Below are 16,621 nucleotides of genomic sequence, written 5' to 3' on the forward strand. Positions count from 1 at the left end.
TACTCCTCCTGTACAAAATATAAAGGTACAGGAGGAATGTTTGTTATGACTTATGATGATCCTATAAATTTAAATAAAAAGTATACTAATAAAAATAATTTTTATTCTGCTGAATCTGGAGCTGAAGAAAAAAATGAAGAAATTGAATCAATTAAAGAAGTTGGAAATACAGAACCAGTAAAACCAGATGAAAGAATTCAAGTTATTTCAATAATTGGTCAAATTGAAGGGCATATGATTTTACCGCCAAACACCAAAACTACAAAGTATGAGCATCTAATACCTCAACTTTTATCAATAGAACAAAATCCAAATGTTAAAGGGGTTTTATTTATACTTAATACCGTTGGTGGAGATGTAGAGGCTGGGCTTGCAATAGCTGAAATGATTAATAGTATGTCTAAACCAACAGTTTCATTAGTAATTGGTGGAGGCCACTCCATAGGTGCTCCATTAGCAACTTCTGCTAAAGCATCATTTATATCTCCGTCAGCAACAATGATTATTCATCCCATAAGGATGAACGGACTAATAATAGGAGTTCCTCAAACCTTTAATTATTTCAATAAGATGCAACAAAGAATAAATGATTTTATTGTTAGAACTTCTAGAATAGAAACGGATGAATTAAAGCGTTTAATGTTGCAGACAGATGAACTTCTCAATGATATGGGAACTATACTCATTGGAAAAGAAGCAGTTGATATTGGATTAATAGATGAAGTGGGTGGAGTGAAATCTGCTTTAGATAAACTTGAATCTATGATAGAATAGAAATGTTGAATAAACCATAGGAAAAATCCTATGGTTTATTTGTGTAAAAAAGGATATTAATTTATAATATAGAATAGAGAGATAGGGGTGGTAAAATGGCAAGGAGAAAGACTAGAGCAAGAAAGAAGAAAAAAACAGAGATAAAGCAATATTCAGAGATAAAAGGTTTTATGTGGATTGTTATAGGATTCATTTTAGCAATAGGTATATATACTAATTTAGCAGGATACTTTTCTGCTTTTTCAAAGAATGTTTTATTCTCTCTTTTAGGAATAGGAGCATTTGTAATGCCATTATATCTAATATATTTTGGTGCTATGATAATATATCATAAAGGTGAGCTTCAACTAGGGTATAAATTTTACCCTATAACCTTTTTAGCAATTAATACATTACTATTAGTAGCCTCAATAAATATGGACATACGTAGTAATAACACATCTGACTTTTTTACAATTATAGGAGACATAATTAAGAACTCATCACCATTAGATGGTGGGATTTTAGGTTTTACATTAGCATATCCTCTATATAAAATTTTAGGATTTGTAGGTTCAATAATTGTTTATATGGCTATATATGTTATATGTATAGTAATAACATTTAATCTCTCAATTAGAGATATGGGGAAAAATATAAAAGATAAAGGTAAGAGAGTTAAAGAAGATTTAAAAAATAAAAATATCCAATTAAAAGAAAGAGAACCAGATATTAATTTAGAAGTTGAAAAAAGCAAAGTTGAAAATGAATATATAGATGGTATAAACAAGAAGATAAAAATATTAGATTTTATGAAAAATGCTGAAATTCATAATGAGCCGTCTGCTGAAGAGAAAAATAAAGAAATTGCAGTGTTTCAAATGGGTGACCTAGCTTCTGATGTTTCTAATGTAAAAAGTGAATCAACTAAAAGTAAAAAACTTGAAAATAATGTTAAAGAAGATGTAAATAAAGAAATAGTTGAAAAAATATCTGAGGTAAAAGCAGAAAAGGAATATATTATACCTAATTTAGACTATTTAAATGCTAATAGTGGTCTTAAGATTAATAAGGAAGATAAAAAAGAACTTATAGCTTCAGCTAATAAACTTGAAGAGACCCTTAGTTCATTTGGAGTTGAAGCAAAGGTTTTACAAGTTACAAAAGGACCAGCTGTTACAAGATATGAGCTTCAACCTAATATTGGAGTTAAGGTTTCAAAGATTGTAAACCTATCTGATGATATTTCATTAAGTTTGGCTGCTTCTGGAGTAAGAATTGAGGCTCCAATACCCGGAAAGTCTGCTGTAGGTATAGAGGTTCCTAATAAAAAGGTAACCCCTGTATTTTTAAGAGAAGTGCTAGAATCCAATGAATTTAAAAATTCTACAAGTAATGTTGCCTTTGCATTAGGTAAGGATATTGCAGGTCAGTGTATTGTAACAGACTTAAGCAAAATGCCTCACTTATTAATTGCCGGTGCAACTGGCTCAGGAAAATCAGTATGTATTAATACCTTAATTATGAGTATCTTATATAAATATTCTCCTGAAGATGTGGCATTGCTTATGATTGACCCTAAGGTTGTAGAGTTAAATGTTTATAATGGAATTCCTCATCTATTAATACCAGTAGTAACTGATCCTAAAAAAGCTGCTGCAGCGTTAAATTGGGCTGTTAATGAAATGACAAGAAGATATAAGCTATTTGCTGATTTAGGTGTAAGAAATGTACAATCATATAATGCACTTTTAGAAAAAGGACAAATTGAAGCAAAGCTTCCTTATATAGTGATAATTGTAGATGAGTTGGCAGATCTAATGATGGTATGTCCAAATGATGTTGAGGAATACATTGCAAGATTAGCACAAATGGCAAGAGCAGCAGGTATGCATTTAGTTCTTGCAACACAAAGACCATCAGTAGATGTTATAACTGGCGTAATTAAAGCTAATATACCATCCAGAATATCCTTTGCAGTTTCTTCGCAAGTTGACTCAAGGACAATACTAGATTCTTCTGGTGCTGAGAAATTATTAGGTAAAGGAGATATGTTATTCTATCCCGTTGGTGAATCGAAACCTCTAAGGATACAGGGTGCATTCATTTCTGAAGAAGAGGTTGAAAAAGTTGTTTCTTTCATAAAATCAGATGAAAATAACATACAATATAAAGAGGAAATAATTGACCATATAAATAGTGAATCTGTAGAAAATAATAAAATTTCTGATGATGATACTGATGAACTTCTAGATGAAGCAATAAATATTGTAGTTGAAAGCGGCCAAGCTTCTGCTTCATATATACAAAGAAGATTGAGAATTGGCTTTAATAGAGCAGCTAGAATAATAGAGCAATTAGAAGAAAGAGGCATAATATCAGCAAAAGACGGAACAAAACCAAGACAGGTATTAATATCAAAAAGCGAATTAGAGGAGTTTTAAGTAAAAAAACACTTGTTTTAAAATATAAAGAGTTTTAAAATTAAATTTGTAATTTATCTAACATAGGAGGAATAATTTTGACAAAATATAAGGTAGGTTTAGTAAGTTTAGGGTGTGACAAAAATAGAGTAGATTCAGAAATCTTACTAGGTGAAATGAAAACAAATTATGAATTTACGAATAATCCAAAAGAAGCTGAAATAATTATTGTAAATACATGTGGGTTTATTGAAAAGGCTAAACAAGAATCTATAGATACAATACTTGAAATGGCTAAATATAAAAATAAATATAATTGCAAGCTTTTAATTGCAACTGGTTGCTTAACTCAAAGATATGGAAAAGATTTAGAAGAGCTTATGCCTGAAATAGATATAATGCTTGGAGTAAATGATTATAAGAAAATTAATCAGTATATAGAAGACTTTATTGCTGGTAATGAAAGAGTTGTCTCAATAGATTATTCAGACGAAAATATAAATGAAGGTAATAGAGTTATAACTACTGATAAAGCAACGGCTTATTTAAGAATTGCTGAAGGATGCGATAATTTCTGTACCTACTGTATAATTCCAAAAATAAGAGGAAAGTTTAGAAGTAGATCAGTAGAAAACATTTTAAAAGAAGCAGAAGCATTAGTAAGTAATGGGGTAAAGGAAATAATTCTTGTAGCTCAAGATACTACACGTTATGGTATAGATCTATATGGTGAGAAAACACTTCATAAGTTACTAAAAGAACTTTGCAAAATAAATGATCTTAAATGGATTAGACTTATGTACTGCTATCCAGAAGAGATAACTGAAGAACTTATAAATGTTATGGCTTCAGAAGAAAAGATTTGTAAATATATAGATATGCCATTACAACATATTTCTTCAAATATACTTAAACTTATGGGAAGAAAAACATCAAAGGAAGATGTAATAGATAAAATTAATACTATAAGAAAATCTATACCTGATATAACTATAAGAACTTCATTAATTGTAGGGTTCCCAGGTGAAAGCGATGAAGACTTTAATACCCTAAAGGATTTTCTTCAAGAATACAAATTAGAGAAAGTTGGAGTATTTAGATATTCTCAAGAAGAGGGTACTCCTGCTGCAACTATGAGCAATCAAATTTCTGAAGATTTAAAGGCTAAAAGAGAAGAAGAAGTCATGCTTATTCAACAGAATATTTCTTCTGAAATAAATAGTTTGAAAATTGGAAGAATCTATGATATTCTTGTGGAAGGATATAATGGAGAATATTTCTTTGGTAGAAGTGAAGAAATGGCTCCAGATATTGATGGAAATGTATTTATAAAAGATCAAGACCTAAAGGTTGGAGAGTTTGTTAAGGTTAAAATTACCGAGGCTTTGGAATATGATTTATTAGGGGTTGTTTGTGATGAATCTTGCAAATAAATTGACACTTATTAGAATTGTTTTAGTACCAGTATTTTTACTGTTTATTGCACTGAAAATTGATTATGGAACATATATAGCTACTTTTATATTTATACTAGCATCATTAACTGATAAGCTAGATGGATATATTGCTAGAAGTAGAAATCAAATTACTAACTTTGGAAAATTCATGGATCCATTAGCAGATAAATTGTTAGTTACTTCTGCATTAATTTCCTTAGTTGAATTACAAATCATACCTAGTTGGGCTGCAGTTATAATTATAGCTAGAGAATTTGCTGTTTCTGGTTTAAGAACTATAGCAGCTGCAGAAGGAACTGTTATTGCAGCTTCTTGGTGGGGAAAGATTAAAACTGTAATTCAAATTATTGCAATAATAACATTATTATTAAAAGTAAATATAAATAATTCAAGTATGCTTTTGAATACTTTTATGACTAATAATACGCTTCATGCTTTATATAATTATTTACCAGATGTATTATTATATATAGCTGTAGCAATTACTATCCTTTCTGGGGTTGACTATTTCAACAAAAACAAAAATACAATAGATACAAATAAGTAGTATATAAAAAAAAATAAATGATAATAATTTAGATAAAAGTTCCAATTCTTATTGGAACTTTTATAATATCCATTGTTGACATAAATAAAAAAGTAACATATAATTAGTATATAGAACAGATGTTCGAGAAAGGATGGAATCTCATGGCAAATTTAGATATGGATAAACTAAAAGCAATAGAGGCTGCAATGGGCCAAATAGAAAAACAGTTCGGAAAAGGCTCAATAATGAAATTAGGCGAGCATACTACTAGCGGAATAGAAGCTATATCAACTGGATGTCTTGATTTAGATATAGCCTTAGGAATAGGCGGAGTTCCAAAAGGAAGAATAATAGAAATATACGGTCCAGAAAGTTCAGGTAAAACTACAGTAGCTCTTCAAATTGTTGCAGAAGCACAAAAAGCAGGTGGAGCTGTTGGATATATAGATGCAGAACATGCGTTAGATCCTAACTATGCACGTAACTTAGGTGTAAAAACTGATGATTTAATAGTATCTCAACCAGATACAGGTGAGCAAGCGTTAGAGATTGCTGAAGCTTTAGTTCGTTCTGGAGCAATTGATGTTATAGTTGTGGATTCTGTAGCAGCTTTAGTTCCAAGAGCTGAAATTGAAGGTGAAATGGGAGATTCTCATGTAGGTCTTCAAGCAAGATTAATGTCTCAAGCGCTTAGAAAACTTACTGGAACTATAAGCAAAACTAAATGTGTAGCTATATTTATAAACCAATTAAGAGAAAAAGTTGGTGTTATGTTTGGTAATCCAGAAACTACTCCTGGTGGTAGAGCTCTAAAATTCTATGCTTCTGTAAGAATGGATATAAGAAGAATAGATTCTATAAAGCTTGGTGATACCATAGTTGGTAACAGAACTAGAGTTAAAGTTCTTAAAAATAAAGTGGCACCACCATTTAAACAAGCTGAATTTGATATAATGTATAACGAAGGTATATCAAAAGAAGGTAACATTGTTGATGTAGGTGTTAAAGAGAACATAATACAAAAAAGCGGAGCTTGGTTCTCTTATGGCGATGTTAGACTAGGCCAAGGAAGAGAAAATGCTAAACAGTTCTTAAAAGATACTCCAGAGCTATCTTTAGAAATAGAAAATACAATTAGAAAAAAATATGAATTGCCATTAGCTGTGGTTCCTGTTAAGGCTGAAAAAGATAAAACTAAAGCTAAAGAGACCGCTAAAGAAGAAGTAAAATAATTTTAATTTTTTAAGATGACATAAAAGCTAAATCATGCTAAAATTAATACCATATAATGGTGTTGCAAAGGAGCAGTGAAATTCACTGCTCCTTTTTGTTATATAAAAATATATATTTTTAGAAAGATACAGGAGGTACATTATATGGAGATAAATACAAAGTACGGTGTTATTAAAGGAATGTCTTCAACCATATATTATAATAATGGTCAATTGAAAGAATGTATTTTAAATGAGAAAAACATCTTAGAAACCTCTTATGGACAATTGATCCCACAATATGAATATGATGAGGTAAGAAAAAAATATATTAATTCACTATCTTTCTATGAAAGTGGGAATCTAAAGGTAATATCATTAAATGAGAATACAAATATAAAAATTAAAGACAAATATTTTTCTGCAGAGAAAATAACTTTTTATGATAATGGTTATATAAAAAGATTATTTCACTTAAATGGCAAGCTCACAGCATATTGGAGTGAAGAAAATGAATATAAGCTTGCTCAAGAATATGATTTTCATTTTAGCTTTGGATCTTTTAAATCCAAATTTATGGCTCTTCAATTTTATGAAAATGAGAAAATCAAAAGTATTACCTTATGGCCAAAGGATAATATATTAATTAAAGCTAATGAACAAGATATAAAAATAAGAATAGGCATATCTTTATATGAAAATGGGAGTATTAAATCATGCGAACCAAGTGATATAACAAAGATAATCACACCAATAGGAAATATAAATGCATACGATTATAGTGCAATAGGAATACATGGGGAAAATAACTCTTTAGAATTCTATGATAATGGTAATATAAAATCAATAAGTACATCTACAGATAGAATAGAAGTATATGATTCTTTTGGTATACAAGCAATATATACACCAGTAGAGAAAAGTAATCTATTTAATAAAAATATTAAAGACCTACTTCCACTAGTAATAAAATTTTACGAGTATGCAATTCATATAAACGGAGACGAATATAAATTGAATAAGTATAGATTTATAGTTAATAATAATTACAGAAAGCTTAAAATTAAAAACTATGATTGCTCAAGTTGTGAATTTTCAAATGTAGGAATTCAAATTAAAAAATAACCAATTTTTTTGCTAGGTATATTATGCTTATAATACCATGGTTAATTCACCTAGCAATTGTTGTCGCTTGACATAAGAAAAAAATTGCTATACAATAATAACAAATACTGGTTTATCAAATTCACTAGTTTACAGTGAGAATATATATGACACCTTTCTACGCTATCTTATTTAAATTTTATATACATTCAAATAGATGCGAAGGAGGTGTTTAAATGGAAATGAAACTTATATTAATAGATATTGTAGTATTAGCTGTTTTAGCAGTTGCTACATATATGGTTGTGAAAAAAGTTTCAAAAAATAAAGTTGAAAACTTAGAAAAAGAAGCACATGAACTTCTTGAGAATTCTAAAAAAGATGTAGAATCTTTGAAAAAGGAAGCTATTTTAGAAGCTAAAGAAGAAGTTCATAGATTAAGAAATGACTTTGAAAGAGATTCAAGAGAAAGAAGAAATGAAATTCAAAGACTTGAAAGAAGATTAATTCAAAGAGAAGAAACACTTGACAAAAAAGGTGAAGTGTTAGAAAAGAAAGAAGACGTTGTTAACAAAAGAATGCAAGAAATTGATGTAATGGAAGCTGATGTTCAAGACTTATTAAAGCAAAGAAGAGAGGAACTAGAAAGAATATCTGGTTTAAGCTCGGAAGATGCTAAGAATATTTTACTTGAAGAAGTAAACAAAGAAATTAAACATGAAGCTGCCATTATGATTAAAGAGGTTGAAACTAAGGCCAAGGAAGAAGCAGATAAGAGATCAAGAGAAATAATTACAACTGCTATTCAAAGATGTGCTGCAGATCACGTTTCTGAATCAACAGTACACGTTGTAGCGCTTCCAAATGATGAAATGAAGGGCAGAATTATAGGTAGAGAAGGTAGAAATATTAGAACACTTGAAACACTAACTGGGGTAGATTTGATTATAGATGATACTCCTGAAGCAGTAATATTATCAAGCTTTGATCCTATAAGAAGAGAAGTAGCAAGATTAGCTTTGGAAAAATTAATAGTAGATGGTAGAATACACCCTGCTAGAATTGAAGAAATGGTTGAGAGAGCTACAAAAGATGTAGAAAACGATATAAAAGAGGAAGGCGAGCAAGCCACTTTTGAAACTGGGGTACATGGATTGCACCCTGAGATTATTAAGTTGTTAGGTAGATTAAAATACAGAACAAGTTATGGTCAGAATGTTTTAAAACATTCCATAGAAGTTGCTTATTTAGCTGGATTGATGGCTTCTGAGTTAGGACTAGATGTTAACATTGCAAGAAGAGCTGGTTTGCTACACGATATAGGAAAAGGTGTAGATCAAGAGTACGAAGGTCCTCATGCATTAATAGGTGGAGATTTAGCTAAGAAATATCATGAATCAGCTGTAGTGGTAAATGCTATTGCGGCTCACCATGGAGATGTTGAGATGATTTCGTTGGAGGCAGTATTGGTTCAGGCAGCTGATGCAATTTCAGCAGCAAGACCAGGTGCTAGAAGGGAAACACTAGAAGCTTATATTAAGAGGTTAGAGAAATTAGAAGAGATTGCAAACTCATATGAAGGCGTAGAAAAGTCATATGCCATTCAAGCTGGAAGAGAGATTAGAATTATGGTTAAACCAGATCAAGTCGATGATGCAGTCGCAACTGAGATGGCACGAAATATTGTAAAGAGCATTGAAGAAGAATTGGAATATCCAGGTCAGATAAAAGTAAATGTAATTAGAGAAACTCGTGCTGTAGAGTATGCAAAATAATCGATAATAAATACATTTTGTGAAAACAAAATGTATTTTATTTTTTCTTAATAAAAATTTAATTTTTTTTATTTATGAAGAAGGAATTTAATGAAATTTATAGAATATATAATATGGTGTAAAGTAATTATTATGCAATATGTAAACGTATGCTAATTTAGTAAGACTAGGAGGTCAAAATAATGGAAGTATTAAAAGTTTCAACAAAATCTAATCCAAATTCAGTAGCAGGTGCACTGGCAGCAATTATAAAAGAAAAAAATATAGTTGAGATTCAAGCTGTTGGAGCCGGAGCTATTAATCAAGCGGTAAAAGCCATCGCTATAGCAAGAGGTTTTGTTGCCCCAAGTGGAAAGGATATCGTATGTGTTCCTGCTTTCACTGATATTGTAATTGACGGAGAAGAAAGAACAGCTATCAAACTAATTGTACAACCTAGGTAATAATAATATTTATAAATTATTTTTGAATTTAACTCGACAATGTCGAGTTTTTTCCTTTTAATAAGACTTTCACATATTAAAGTTTACAATATAATGATAAAATGATATATTTTTTATATATAGTAAGAGAAATCAGGTGAAAGTTATGAAATACGCTGATTTACATATTCACTCAACATATTCTGACGGCAAATTAACACCTGAGGAAATTGTTGAATTAGCAATGAGGCGAAAAATAAATTACATTTCCATAACTGATCATGATACCCTAGAATCACAATACATAACGGAAAATATGTATGATAACTTATCAATAATTCCAGGTATAGAATTATCTACTGAATTTAATGATATTGAAATACATATATTGGGGTACTTCATAGACATAAAAAACAGTCACTTATTAGGATTGATGGATGATTTAAAGGTATCAAGATCAAAAAGGGTTGAAGTAATATTAGATAAGTTAAATAAAATTGACATAAAAATTGATTTTTCAGATTTAAATGCTAATAAATTATGCTCTTTAGGTCGTGCGCATATTGCTTCTGCATTAGTCAAAAAAGGATATGCAGACACATTCAAATCTGCATTTGTTAATTATCTTATTGAAGGAAAGCCAGCTTATGTAAAAAGAGAAAAACTTCCTTACAAAGAAATTTTAGATATTATAGAATACTCTGGAGGAATTTCTGTTTTAGCACATCCAGGTGAAATGAATAGACCAATGGAGCTGGAGAATACTATCAAAAGATTAAAGTGTCATGGACTTAAAGGCATAGAAGTATTTCATCCAAGTCATAATTGCGAAAAAATAAATTGCATTTATAATTTTGCAAGCAAATACAAACTTCTTGTAACTGGGGGAAGCGATTGTCACACTATTGTTTCAAAAGAAGAAAGTATTATAGGTGAATATGGCATCAATGAATGTCAATTAAATAAACTTTTAATAAGCAAAAGTAAAAATGGAGGTACATTATGATTTTATCAAAAAAAGGGGAAGCAATATCGCCGTCAATTACATTAGCTATTACAGCAAAGGCTAAAGAAATGAAGGCTAATGGAATAGATGTAGTAAGTTTTGGAGCAGGTGAGCCAGATTTTAATACTCCTAAAAATATTAGAGATGCAGCAGTTAAGGCTATGGAAGAAGGGTATACAAAATACACACCAGCAGCTGGTATAACAAGCCTTAAGAAAGCTATAGCTACTAAATTATATAAAGATAACAATTTAACATATGACGAATCTCAAATAGTAATTTCAACAGGAGCTAAACAATGTTTAGCAAATGCTTTTCTTGCCATACTAAATCCTGGAGATGAGGTTCTTATACCAACACCTTATTGGGTTAGTTACCCTGAATTAACTAAATTAGCTGATGGAGTTCCAGTATTTATTGATTGTAAGAAGGAAGATAACTATAAATTTAAAGTTAGCATTCTAGAAAAGTATATAAACGAGAAAACTAAGGCAATTTTGATTAATTCACCAAATAACCCAACTGGAACTATATATACAAAAGAAGAATTAAAAGAACTTGCAGATTTTGCTGTAAAGCATAATTTATTTATAATTTCTGATGAAATTTATGAAAAATTAATTTATGGCTCTGAAGAGCATATAAGTATTGCAAGCTTAAGTAAGGAAGTATATGATAGAACAATTGTTATAAATGGAATGTCTAAATCATATGCAATGACTGGCTGGAGAGTAGGTTATGCAGCAGGTCCAAAGGATGTTATAAAGGTTATGAGCAATATCCAAAGTCATATGACCTCTAATGTATGTTCTATATCTCAATATGCGGCGTTAGAAGCGTTAGAAGGGCCACAGGATGATTTACACTCTATGATTAAAGTTTTCCAAGAGAGACGTGACTTAATGAGTTCATTGCTAGATAAAATGGATGGAATAAGCTATATTTATCCTCAAGGAGCTTTTTACATCATGGTGAATATAGAAAGCTTTATTGGTAAAAGCTATAATGGTAAAATGATAAATGACTCACTAACATTTTCGAACATATTGCTTGATGAAAATAAAGTTGCAGTAGTACCTGGAGCCGGATTTGGTCTTGAAAATTATATTAGATTGTCCTATGCTACTTCAAATAGTATTATAGAAGAAGGACTAAAAAGACTATCTTTATTTGTTTCTTGCATAAAATAATTCGTTATTTTTAGAATACAGTTGAAATTGTTTAGAAAACAATATATAATAAAGTAAGTTATTATGTTTATAACAAAATATACAAAGAGGTGAATGTAATGGTAGTTAAAGAAGTATTAGTTAAAAATGCTACAGGTTTACACGCTAGACCTGCAACTTTATTAGTTAAGAAAGCATCATCATTTAAGTCTGATGTTCAAATTGAGTACAATGGTAAGAAAGCTAATGTTAAGAGCTTAATCGGAGTTCTTTCTTTAGGAGTTACTAAAGACGCTTTAGTAAAAGTTATCGCTTCTGGTGATGATGAAACTTTAGCTGTTGAAGAAATCGTAAAATTAATCGACAGTTTAGAAGAATAATAAAAAAAGGTTCGATAGAACCTTTTTTTTATTTTACGATTTTTTCATAACGAATTTACTTTTAACAAAAATAGCTACTAAATTTATTCCAGCAACAAATACTAATATATATATAATTCGTTCTATAATGGGTAAGATACCAAATAGAAAGTGAACAAAGTTAAAATTCAATAACCCAATTGTCCCCCAATTTATGGCCCCTATAATAACTAAAATAAAAGAAACTTTGTCTAAGACACTTATTTTATACATATCCATACAACTCCCAACTATTTTTATACTAATTTATATTCAACTTTTTTTCTTAATATAACTGATATTATGTAGAAAATATGATATAATAATAGCGAACTATATTAGATGAATTTTAAATTTTATTCGTATGGAGGTTTTTTATGACAAACTTATATAGTACACCTTTAAATTCTAGATATGCTTCAAAAGAAATGAGTTACATATTTTCTGATGATATGAAATTTTCTACTTGGAGAAAGCTATGGGTTGCACTAGCTGAATGCGAAAAAGAACTAGGTTTAAACATAACTGACGAACAAATAAATGAATTAAAAGCTAATATTTATAATATTAATTATGAAGATGCTATAAAAAAAGAAAAAGAAGTTAGACATGACGTTATGAGTCATGTTTATGCATATGGATTACAATGTCCTTCTGCTAAAGGAATTATCCACTTAGGAGCTACTTCTTGTTATGTTGGGGATAATACAGATATTATTATTATGAGAGATGCACTTTTATTAGTTAAAAAGAAAATTGTTAATGTATTAAAACTATTAAAAGATTTCTCATTAAAATATAAAGATATGCCGACACTTGGCTTTACACATTTCCAACCTGCTCAATTAACTACAGTAGGTAAAAGAGCTACACTATGGATGCAAGATTTAGTTATGGATATAGAAAATATAGACCACTTATTAAGCACTCTAAAGCTAAGAGGAGTTAAAGGTACAACTGGAACTCAAGCAAGCTTTATGACTTTATTTGAAGGCGATGAAGAAAAAGTTAAAGCTCTTGATACAATGGTAGCCACTCAAATGGGCTTCCAAAAGAGTTTTGGAGTTACAGGTCAAACATACCCAAGAAAATTAGATTCAATAGTTTTAAATACTTTATCAGAAGTTGCACAAAGTGCATATAAATTTTCAAATGATTTAAGATTACTTCAAAGCATGAAAGAAGTTGAAGAGCCATTTGAAAAGAATCAAATTGGTTCATCTGCTATGGCATATAAAAGAAATCCTATGAGATCAGAAAGAATAAGTGCACTAGCTAGATATGTAATTGTAGATTCTTTAAACCCTGCTATTACTGCAGCAACTCAATGGTTTGAAAGAACTTTAGATGACTCTGCAAACAAAAGAATAGCTGTTGCTGAAGCTTTCTTAGCTCTTGACGGTGTTCTAAATCTATATATGAATATCGCTGAAAACATGGTAGTATATGAAAAAGTAATTGCTGCTCACGTTAATAACGAACTTCCATTTATGGCAACTGAAAATATAATGATGGAATCTGTTAAAATAGGTGGAGACAGACAAGAACTTCATGAGAAGATAAGAGTTCATTCTATGGCTGCAGCTCAAAGAGTAAAAGGAGAAGGCTTAAATAATGATCTTATAGATAGAATACTAGCTGATCCTGATTTTAAGTTATCTGAGGAACAAATTTTAGATATAATAGATCCAATGAAATTTATAGGTAGAGCTCCTAGTCAAGTTGTAGAGTTCATTGATGAATATATTGACCCTATATTAAATGATAATGCTGATATGCTAGGTGCAAAAGCTGAAATAAATGTATAATAATATACTAATTATAAAAAGACCTTTTAAGGTCTTTTTTATTTTTTGTTGAAAAAAACTTGATTTAAAATCACGATGGTTTTTAACAAACTGAAGTAACTTTACAGTTACTTAAATAGAAATTTAAAGTTATATATTTAATGAAGGCTTATACAAATGAATATAGAGCTTTTCAATTAAAAAAATGTAGAATACCTCAAAGTTATTGGTGTAACAAGGAAAATCATTTTGGATTATTATAATCAATCTATTTCTAATGCCGTTATTGAAGCTAATGGATATGAATTTATGCCTTGGGAGTTCTCCTAGGAAGGTTGTTTTGGATACGACTTGAGTATTATTTAAGTAGTTTGTTCTTTAGATATGTTTCCTAATACTACACAAGACGAGAGTCGTTCAATAAGTGAGAACTCTACCTGGGGAATAAGAAGAAAATTTGAACAAGGTAAGGTAGTAGTAAACCATAATAAATTTTTAGATTATGATAAAAATGAAGAAGGTAACCTTATTATAAATGAAAAACAAGCAAAAATAGTAAGAAGAATTTATAAAGACTACCTTGATGGCAAAGGCACAAATAGAATAGCTAGAGAACTTGAAGATGAAGGAGTTCCTAATTGGAATGGCAAATCAAAGTGGTATGAAAGCAGCATAAGAAAAATACTTAGTAATTAAAAGTATCAGGGAGATGCACTGCTTCAAAAGACCTACACGGTGGATTTCCTTACAAAGAAAAGGGTAGAGAATAATGGTGAGGTTCCTCAATATTATGTTGAAGAGAGCCATCCTGCCGTAATAGATAAAGAAATGTGGGAGGCAGTACAGCTTGAAATGGAGAGAAGAAGAGTATTTGCTGAAAAATATAACATTAGCAAAATAGATTATGCCACAGTTGATAATCCTTTTGCTGGAAGAGTTATTTGTGGACACTGTGGAAGTACCTTGGGGAGAAAGGTATGGAACTCCAACAATGAAAGGCTTAGAAGAATTATTTGGAGATGTAATAAGAAGTACACTATAAAAGGTGAGAAGAGCTGCGAGAATAAGCATATAGATGATAGAGTTTTATACCAAGCTTTTATAAATACCTTTAATGCAATTATTTAAAATAAGAATTATTTTATTGAGAAGTAGAAGGAATATTTAAAAGTGATAACTTGCTTCAAAGATATAAAGCGAAACAGTTTATTGAAATAAAAAATTATGCAGAGGTTATAAAAAGCTTTGATATGGATTTGTTTTTTAGGATTATTGAAAAGATGACCGTGTTTGAAGGAGAAAAAGTTATAGTTATTCTTTTAGAGGGAACTGAGATAGAATCTATAATTGAATAGATTTAAAAAGATATACCAGATGGGACAATAAAAGGTGCTTCATAATTATTATTGATATGATTGGTCAGGTAAATTAAGTTTTATCTGGCTCTTTTTGATTTAAAACTATTGAATATTAATAAAGTTTTACAATTTAAAATGAATTTTCAAAATAATTTGCTTATTATTGCGATTTTAATCTGATTTTAATATTATCTTTAGTCCTTTTTAATTTAGGAAATTTAACATACAAATATAAGTTAAGAAATATTGAAACTAAATTAAAAAGGAGGTATAAATTTTGATTAAAACTGAAAATATGACTATGACATATAAAAATGGATTTACAGCAGTAAAAAATTTACATCTGAATGTTGCAGAAGGAGATATTTTTGGTTTTCTTGGTCCCAATGGCGCAGGAAAAACCACAACTATTAGAATGTTAACGGGATTATTAAAACCAAGTAGAGGAAAAGTTTTTATTAATGAACTTAATGTTGCTTCAAATGAAAATGAGATTAAGAAAATCATAGGGGTTGTGCCAGAATCTCATGGTTACTACAACTGGATGAATAGTATAGAATACCTTAGCTATTTTGCAGAACTCTTTGGAAAAGATAAATCAAAATATACAAGCCATATTGAATATTTACTTGAAAAAGTAGGATTAAGCGATAAGAAGAAAGTTCCTATAGGTCATTATTCAAGGGGAATGAAGCAGAGACTTGGTATTGCCAAATCTCTTATAAATAATCCTAAAATAATTTTTCTTGATGAGCCTACTTTAGGACTTGACCCAATAGGACAGAAAGATATTCAAAATCTTATTTTTGAAATAAATAAAGTAATGAATGTAACAGTATTTATTACATCTCATTTACTTAAAGATATTGAAGTGCTCTGTAATAGAGTTTCGATAGTTCAAAATGGAGAACTTATAGAACAGGGAAGTATTAAGGAACTTCAGGATAAGTATTCTGAAAATGAAACAATAAAAATTAAAACATCTGATAATATAAAGGCGTATCAGTTTTTAAAAGAAAATAAGATGTTTGTTGGATCTGAGTTAAAAGATGAGAATATATACTTTTATATCAATAAAGCCAGTAGCAACAATTTGTTAAATGAAGCAAAGCATTATATCGTTGAAAAGTTGTTTATAAATTCTATTGATATCCATGAGATTGGCAAAGTAGAGACAACGATAGAAGATATATTTTTTAAACTTACTGATAAGAAGGTGAGAAGTTAAT

16 protein-coding genes and 1 pseudogene are annotated in these 16,621 nt (G+C 29.8%); 16 read left to right on the forward strand and 1 reads right to left on the reverse strand.

Annotation, left to right across the window (positions count from 1 at the left end):
* Positions 1-45 precede the first annotated feature (45 nt).
* The 11 genes from L1S47_RS06270 to L1S47_RS06320 all read left to right on the forward strand — a co-directional run bounded on the left by L1S47_RS06270 (position 46) and on the right by L1S47_RS06320 (position 12,229).
* Positions 46-774 (forward strand): ATP-dependent Clp protease proteolytic subunit, encoded by a 729-nt coding sequence (locus tag L1S47_RS06270; protein WP_238882601.1) that lies wholly within the window; start codon positions 46-48, stop codon positions 772-774.
* 95 nt (positions 775-869) lie between these two features.
* Positions 870-3,197, forward strand: a complete 2,328-nt coding sequence (locus L1S47_RS06275; protein WP_238882603.1) for a DNA translocase FtsK — start codon at positions 870-872, stop codon at positions 3,195-3,197.
* Between the two features lie 77 nt (positions 3,198-3,274).
* Positions 3,275-4,609, forward strand: a complete 1,335-nt coding sequence (rimO, locus tag L1S47_RS06280) for a 30S ribosomal protein S12 methylthiotransferase RimO (protein WP_238882604.1) — start codon at positions 3,275-3,277, stop codon at positions 4,607-4,609.
* Entirely contained in the window at positions 4,593-5,180 is a 588-nt protein-coding gene (gene pgsA / locus L1S47_RS06285; RefSeq protein ID WP_238882606.1) for a CDP-diacylglycerol--glycerol-3-phosphate 3-phosphatidyltransferase, read from the forward strand. Before rimO ends, pgsA begins: the two co-directional genes overlap by 17 nt.
* Before the next feature lie 143 nt (positions 5,181-5,323).
* On the forward strand, positions 5,324-6,394 hold the full coding sequence (gene recA, locus L1S47_RS06290) for a recombinase RecA (protein WP_238882607.1): 1,071 nt from the start codon (positions 5,324-5,326) through the stop codon (positions 6,392-6,394).
* Between the two features lie 144 nt (positions 6,395-6,538).
* Complete coding sequence (locus L1S47_RS06295; RefSeq protein ID WP_238882609.1) at positions 6,539-7,498, forward strand: hypothetical protein; 960 nt, start codon at positions 6,539-6,541, stop codon at positions 7,496-7,498.
* 221 nt (positions 7,499-7,719) lie between these two features.
* Positions 7,720-9,252: a ribonuclease Y gene (gene rny, locus L1S47_RS06300; protein WP_373689039.1), complete on the forward strand. Its 1,533-nt coding sequence runs from the start codon at positions 7,720-7,722 to the stop codon at positions 9,250-9,252.
* 182 nt (positions 9,253-9,434) lie between these two features.
* On the forward strand, positions 9,435-9,695 hold the full coding sequence (locus tag L1S47_RS06305; RefSeq protein WP_202766278.1) for a stage V sporulation protein S: 261 nt from the start codon (positions 9,435-9,437) through the stop codon (positions 9,693-9,695).
* Between the two features lie 145 nt (positions 9,696-9,840).
* Positions 9,841-10,680, forward strand: a complete 840-nt coding sequence (locus L1S47_RS06310) for a PHP domain-containing protein (RefSeq protein ID WP_238882611.1) — start codon at positions 9,841-9,843, stop codon at positions 10,678-10,680.
* Positions 10,677-11,870 carry a pyridoxal phosphate-dependent aminotransferase gene (locus tag L1S47_RS06315; protein WP_238882612.1) on the forward strand — a complete coding sequence of 398 codons (1,194 nt, stop codon included), beginning with the start codon at positions 10,677-10,679 and terminating at the stop codon, positions 11,868-11,870. The genes L1S47_RS06310 and L1S47_RS06315 overlap by 4 nt, the downstream gene beginning before the upstream one ends.
* Before the next feature lie 98 nt (positions 11,871-11,968).
* Positions 11,969-12,229, forward strand: a complete 261-nt coding sequence (locus tag L1S47_RS06320; protein ID WP_202766281.1) for an HPr family phosphocarrier protein — start codon at positions 11,969-11,971, stop codon at positions 12,227-12,229.
* A 33-nt stretch (positions 12,230-12,262) separates the two neighbouring features.
* Here the strand turns inward: L1S47_RS06320 and L1S47_RS06325 are convergent, their stop codons facing one another.
* The gene (locus tag L1S47_RS06325; RefSeq protein ID WP_238882613.1) at positions 12,263-12,481 is read right to left on the reverse strand and encodes a DUF378 domain-containing protein; all 219 of its coding nucleotides are present in this window, start codon (positions 12,479-12,481) and stop codon (positions 12,263-12,265) included.
* 143 nt (positions 12,482-12,624) lie between these two features.
* Here L1S47_RS06325 and purB point away from each other — a divergent pair, with 143 nt between their 5' ends.
* From purB to L1S47_RS06350, 5 genes and pseudogenes are all read left to right on the forward strand, one after another.
* The gene (purB, locus tag L1S47_RS06330) at positions 12,625-14,055 is read left to right on the forward strand and encodes an adenylosuccinate lyase (protein ID WP_238882615.1); all 1,431 of its coding nucleotides are present in this window, start codon (positions 12,625-12,627) and stop codon (positions 14,053-14,055) included.
* Between the two features lie 363 nt (positions 14,056-14,418).
* Positions 14,419-14,838 (forward strand): annotated as a pseudogene (locus tag L1S47_RS06335) (recombinase family protein); the annotation flags it as partial.
* A gap of 48 nt (positions 14,839-14,886) precedes the next feature.
* Positions 14,887-15,162 (forward strand): zinc ribbon domain-containing protein, encoded by a 276-nt coding sequence (locus L1S47_RS06340; protein WP_238882822.1) that lies wholly within the window; start codon positions 14,887-14,889, stop codon positions 15,160-15,162.
* A 50-nt stretch (positions 15,163-15,212) separates the two neighbouring features.
* Positions 15,213-15,389, forward strand: a complete 177-nt coding sequence (locus L1S47_RS06345; protein WP_238882616.1) for a hypothetical protein — start codon at positions 15,213-15,215, stop codon at positions 15,387-15,389.
* A gap of 280 nt (positions 15,390-15,669) precedes the next feature.
* Positions 15,670-16,620, forward strand: coding sequence for an ABC transporter ATP-binding protein (locus tag L1S47_RS06350; protein ID WP_238882617.1), 951 nt, complete (start codon positions 15,670-15,672; stop codon positions 16,618-16,620).
* The last annotated feature ends 1 nt before the right edge of the window (position 16,621 follow it).

The sequence above is a fragment of the Clostridium sp. YIM B02551 genome, from assembly GCF_022324735.1.
GTDB lineage: Bacteria > Bacillota > Clostridia > Clostridiales > Clostridiaceae > Clostridium_T > Clostridium_T paridis.

Excerpts from the sequence above, each read along its gene's own strand:
- L1S47_RS06270 (WP_238882601.1), top strand. The coding sequence starts at position 46 with ATGACTTATGATGATCCTATAAATTTAAATAAAAAGTATACTAATAAA.
- L1S47_RS06275 (WP_238882603.1), top strand. The coding sequence starts at position 870 with ATGGCAAGGAGAAAGACTAGAGCAAGAAAGAAGAAAAAAACAGAGATA.
- pgsA (WP_238882606.1), top strand. The coding sequence starts at position 4,593 with ATGAATCTTGCAAATAAATTGACACTTATTAGAATTGTTTTAGTACCA.
- recA (WP_238882607.1), top strand. The coding sequence starts at position 5,324 with ATGGCAAATTTAGATATGGATAAACTAAAAGCAATAGAGGCTGCAATG.
- L1S47_RS06295 (WP_238882609.1), top strand. The coding sequence starts at position 6,539 with ATGGAGATAAATACAAAGTACGGTGTTATTAAAGGAATGTCTTCAACC.
- rny (WP_373689039.1), top strand. The coding sequence starts at position 7,720 with ATGAAACTTATATTAATAGATATTGTAGTATTAGCTGTTTTAGCAGTT.
- L1S47_RS06305 (WP_202766278.1), top strand. The coding sequence starts at position 9,435 with ATGGAAGTATTAAAAGTTTCAACAAAATCTAATCCAAATTCAGTAGCA.
- L1S47_RS06310 (WP_238882611.1), top strand. The coding sequence starts at position 9,841 with ATGAAATACGCTGATTTACATATTCACTCAACATATTCTGACGGCAAA.
- L1S47_RS06315 (WP_238882612.1), top strand. The coding sequence starts at position 10,677 with ATGATTTTATCAAAAAAAGGGGAAGCAATATCGCCGTCAATTACATTA.
- L1S47_RS06320 (WP_202766281.1), top strand. The coding sequence starts at position 11,969 with ATGGTAGTTAAAGAAGTATTAGTTAAAAATGCTACAGGTTTACACGCT.
- L1S47_RS06325 (WP_238882613.1), bottom strand. The coding sequence starts at position 12,481 with ATGTATAAAATAAGTGTCTTAGACAAAGTTTCTTTTATTTTAGTTATT.
- purB (WP_238882615.1), top strand. The coding sequence starts at position 12,625 with ATGACAAACTTATATAGTACACCTTTAAATTCTAGATATGCTTCAAAA.
- L1S47_RS06340 (WP_238882822.1), top strand. The coding sequence starts at position 14,887 with ATGGAGAGAAGAAGAGTATTTGCTGAAAAATATAACATTAGCAAAATA.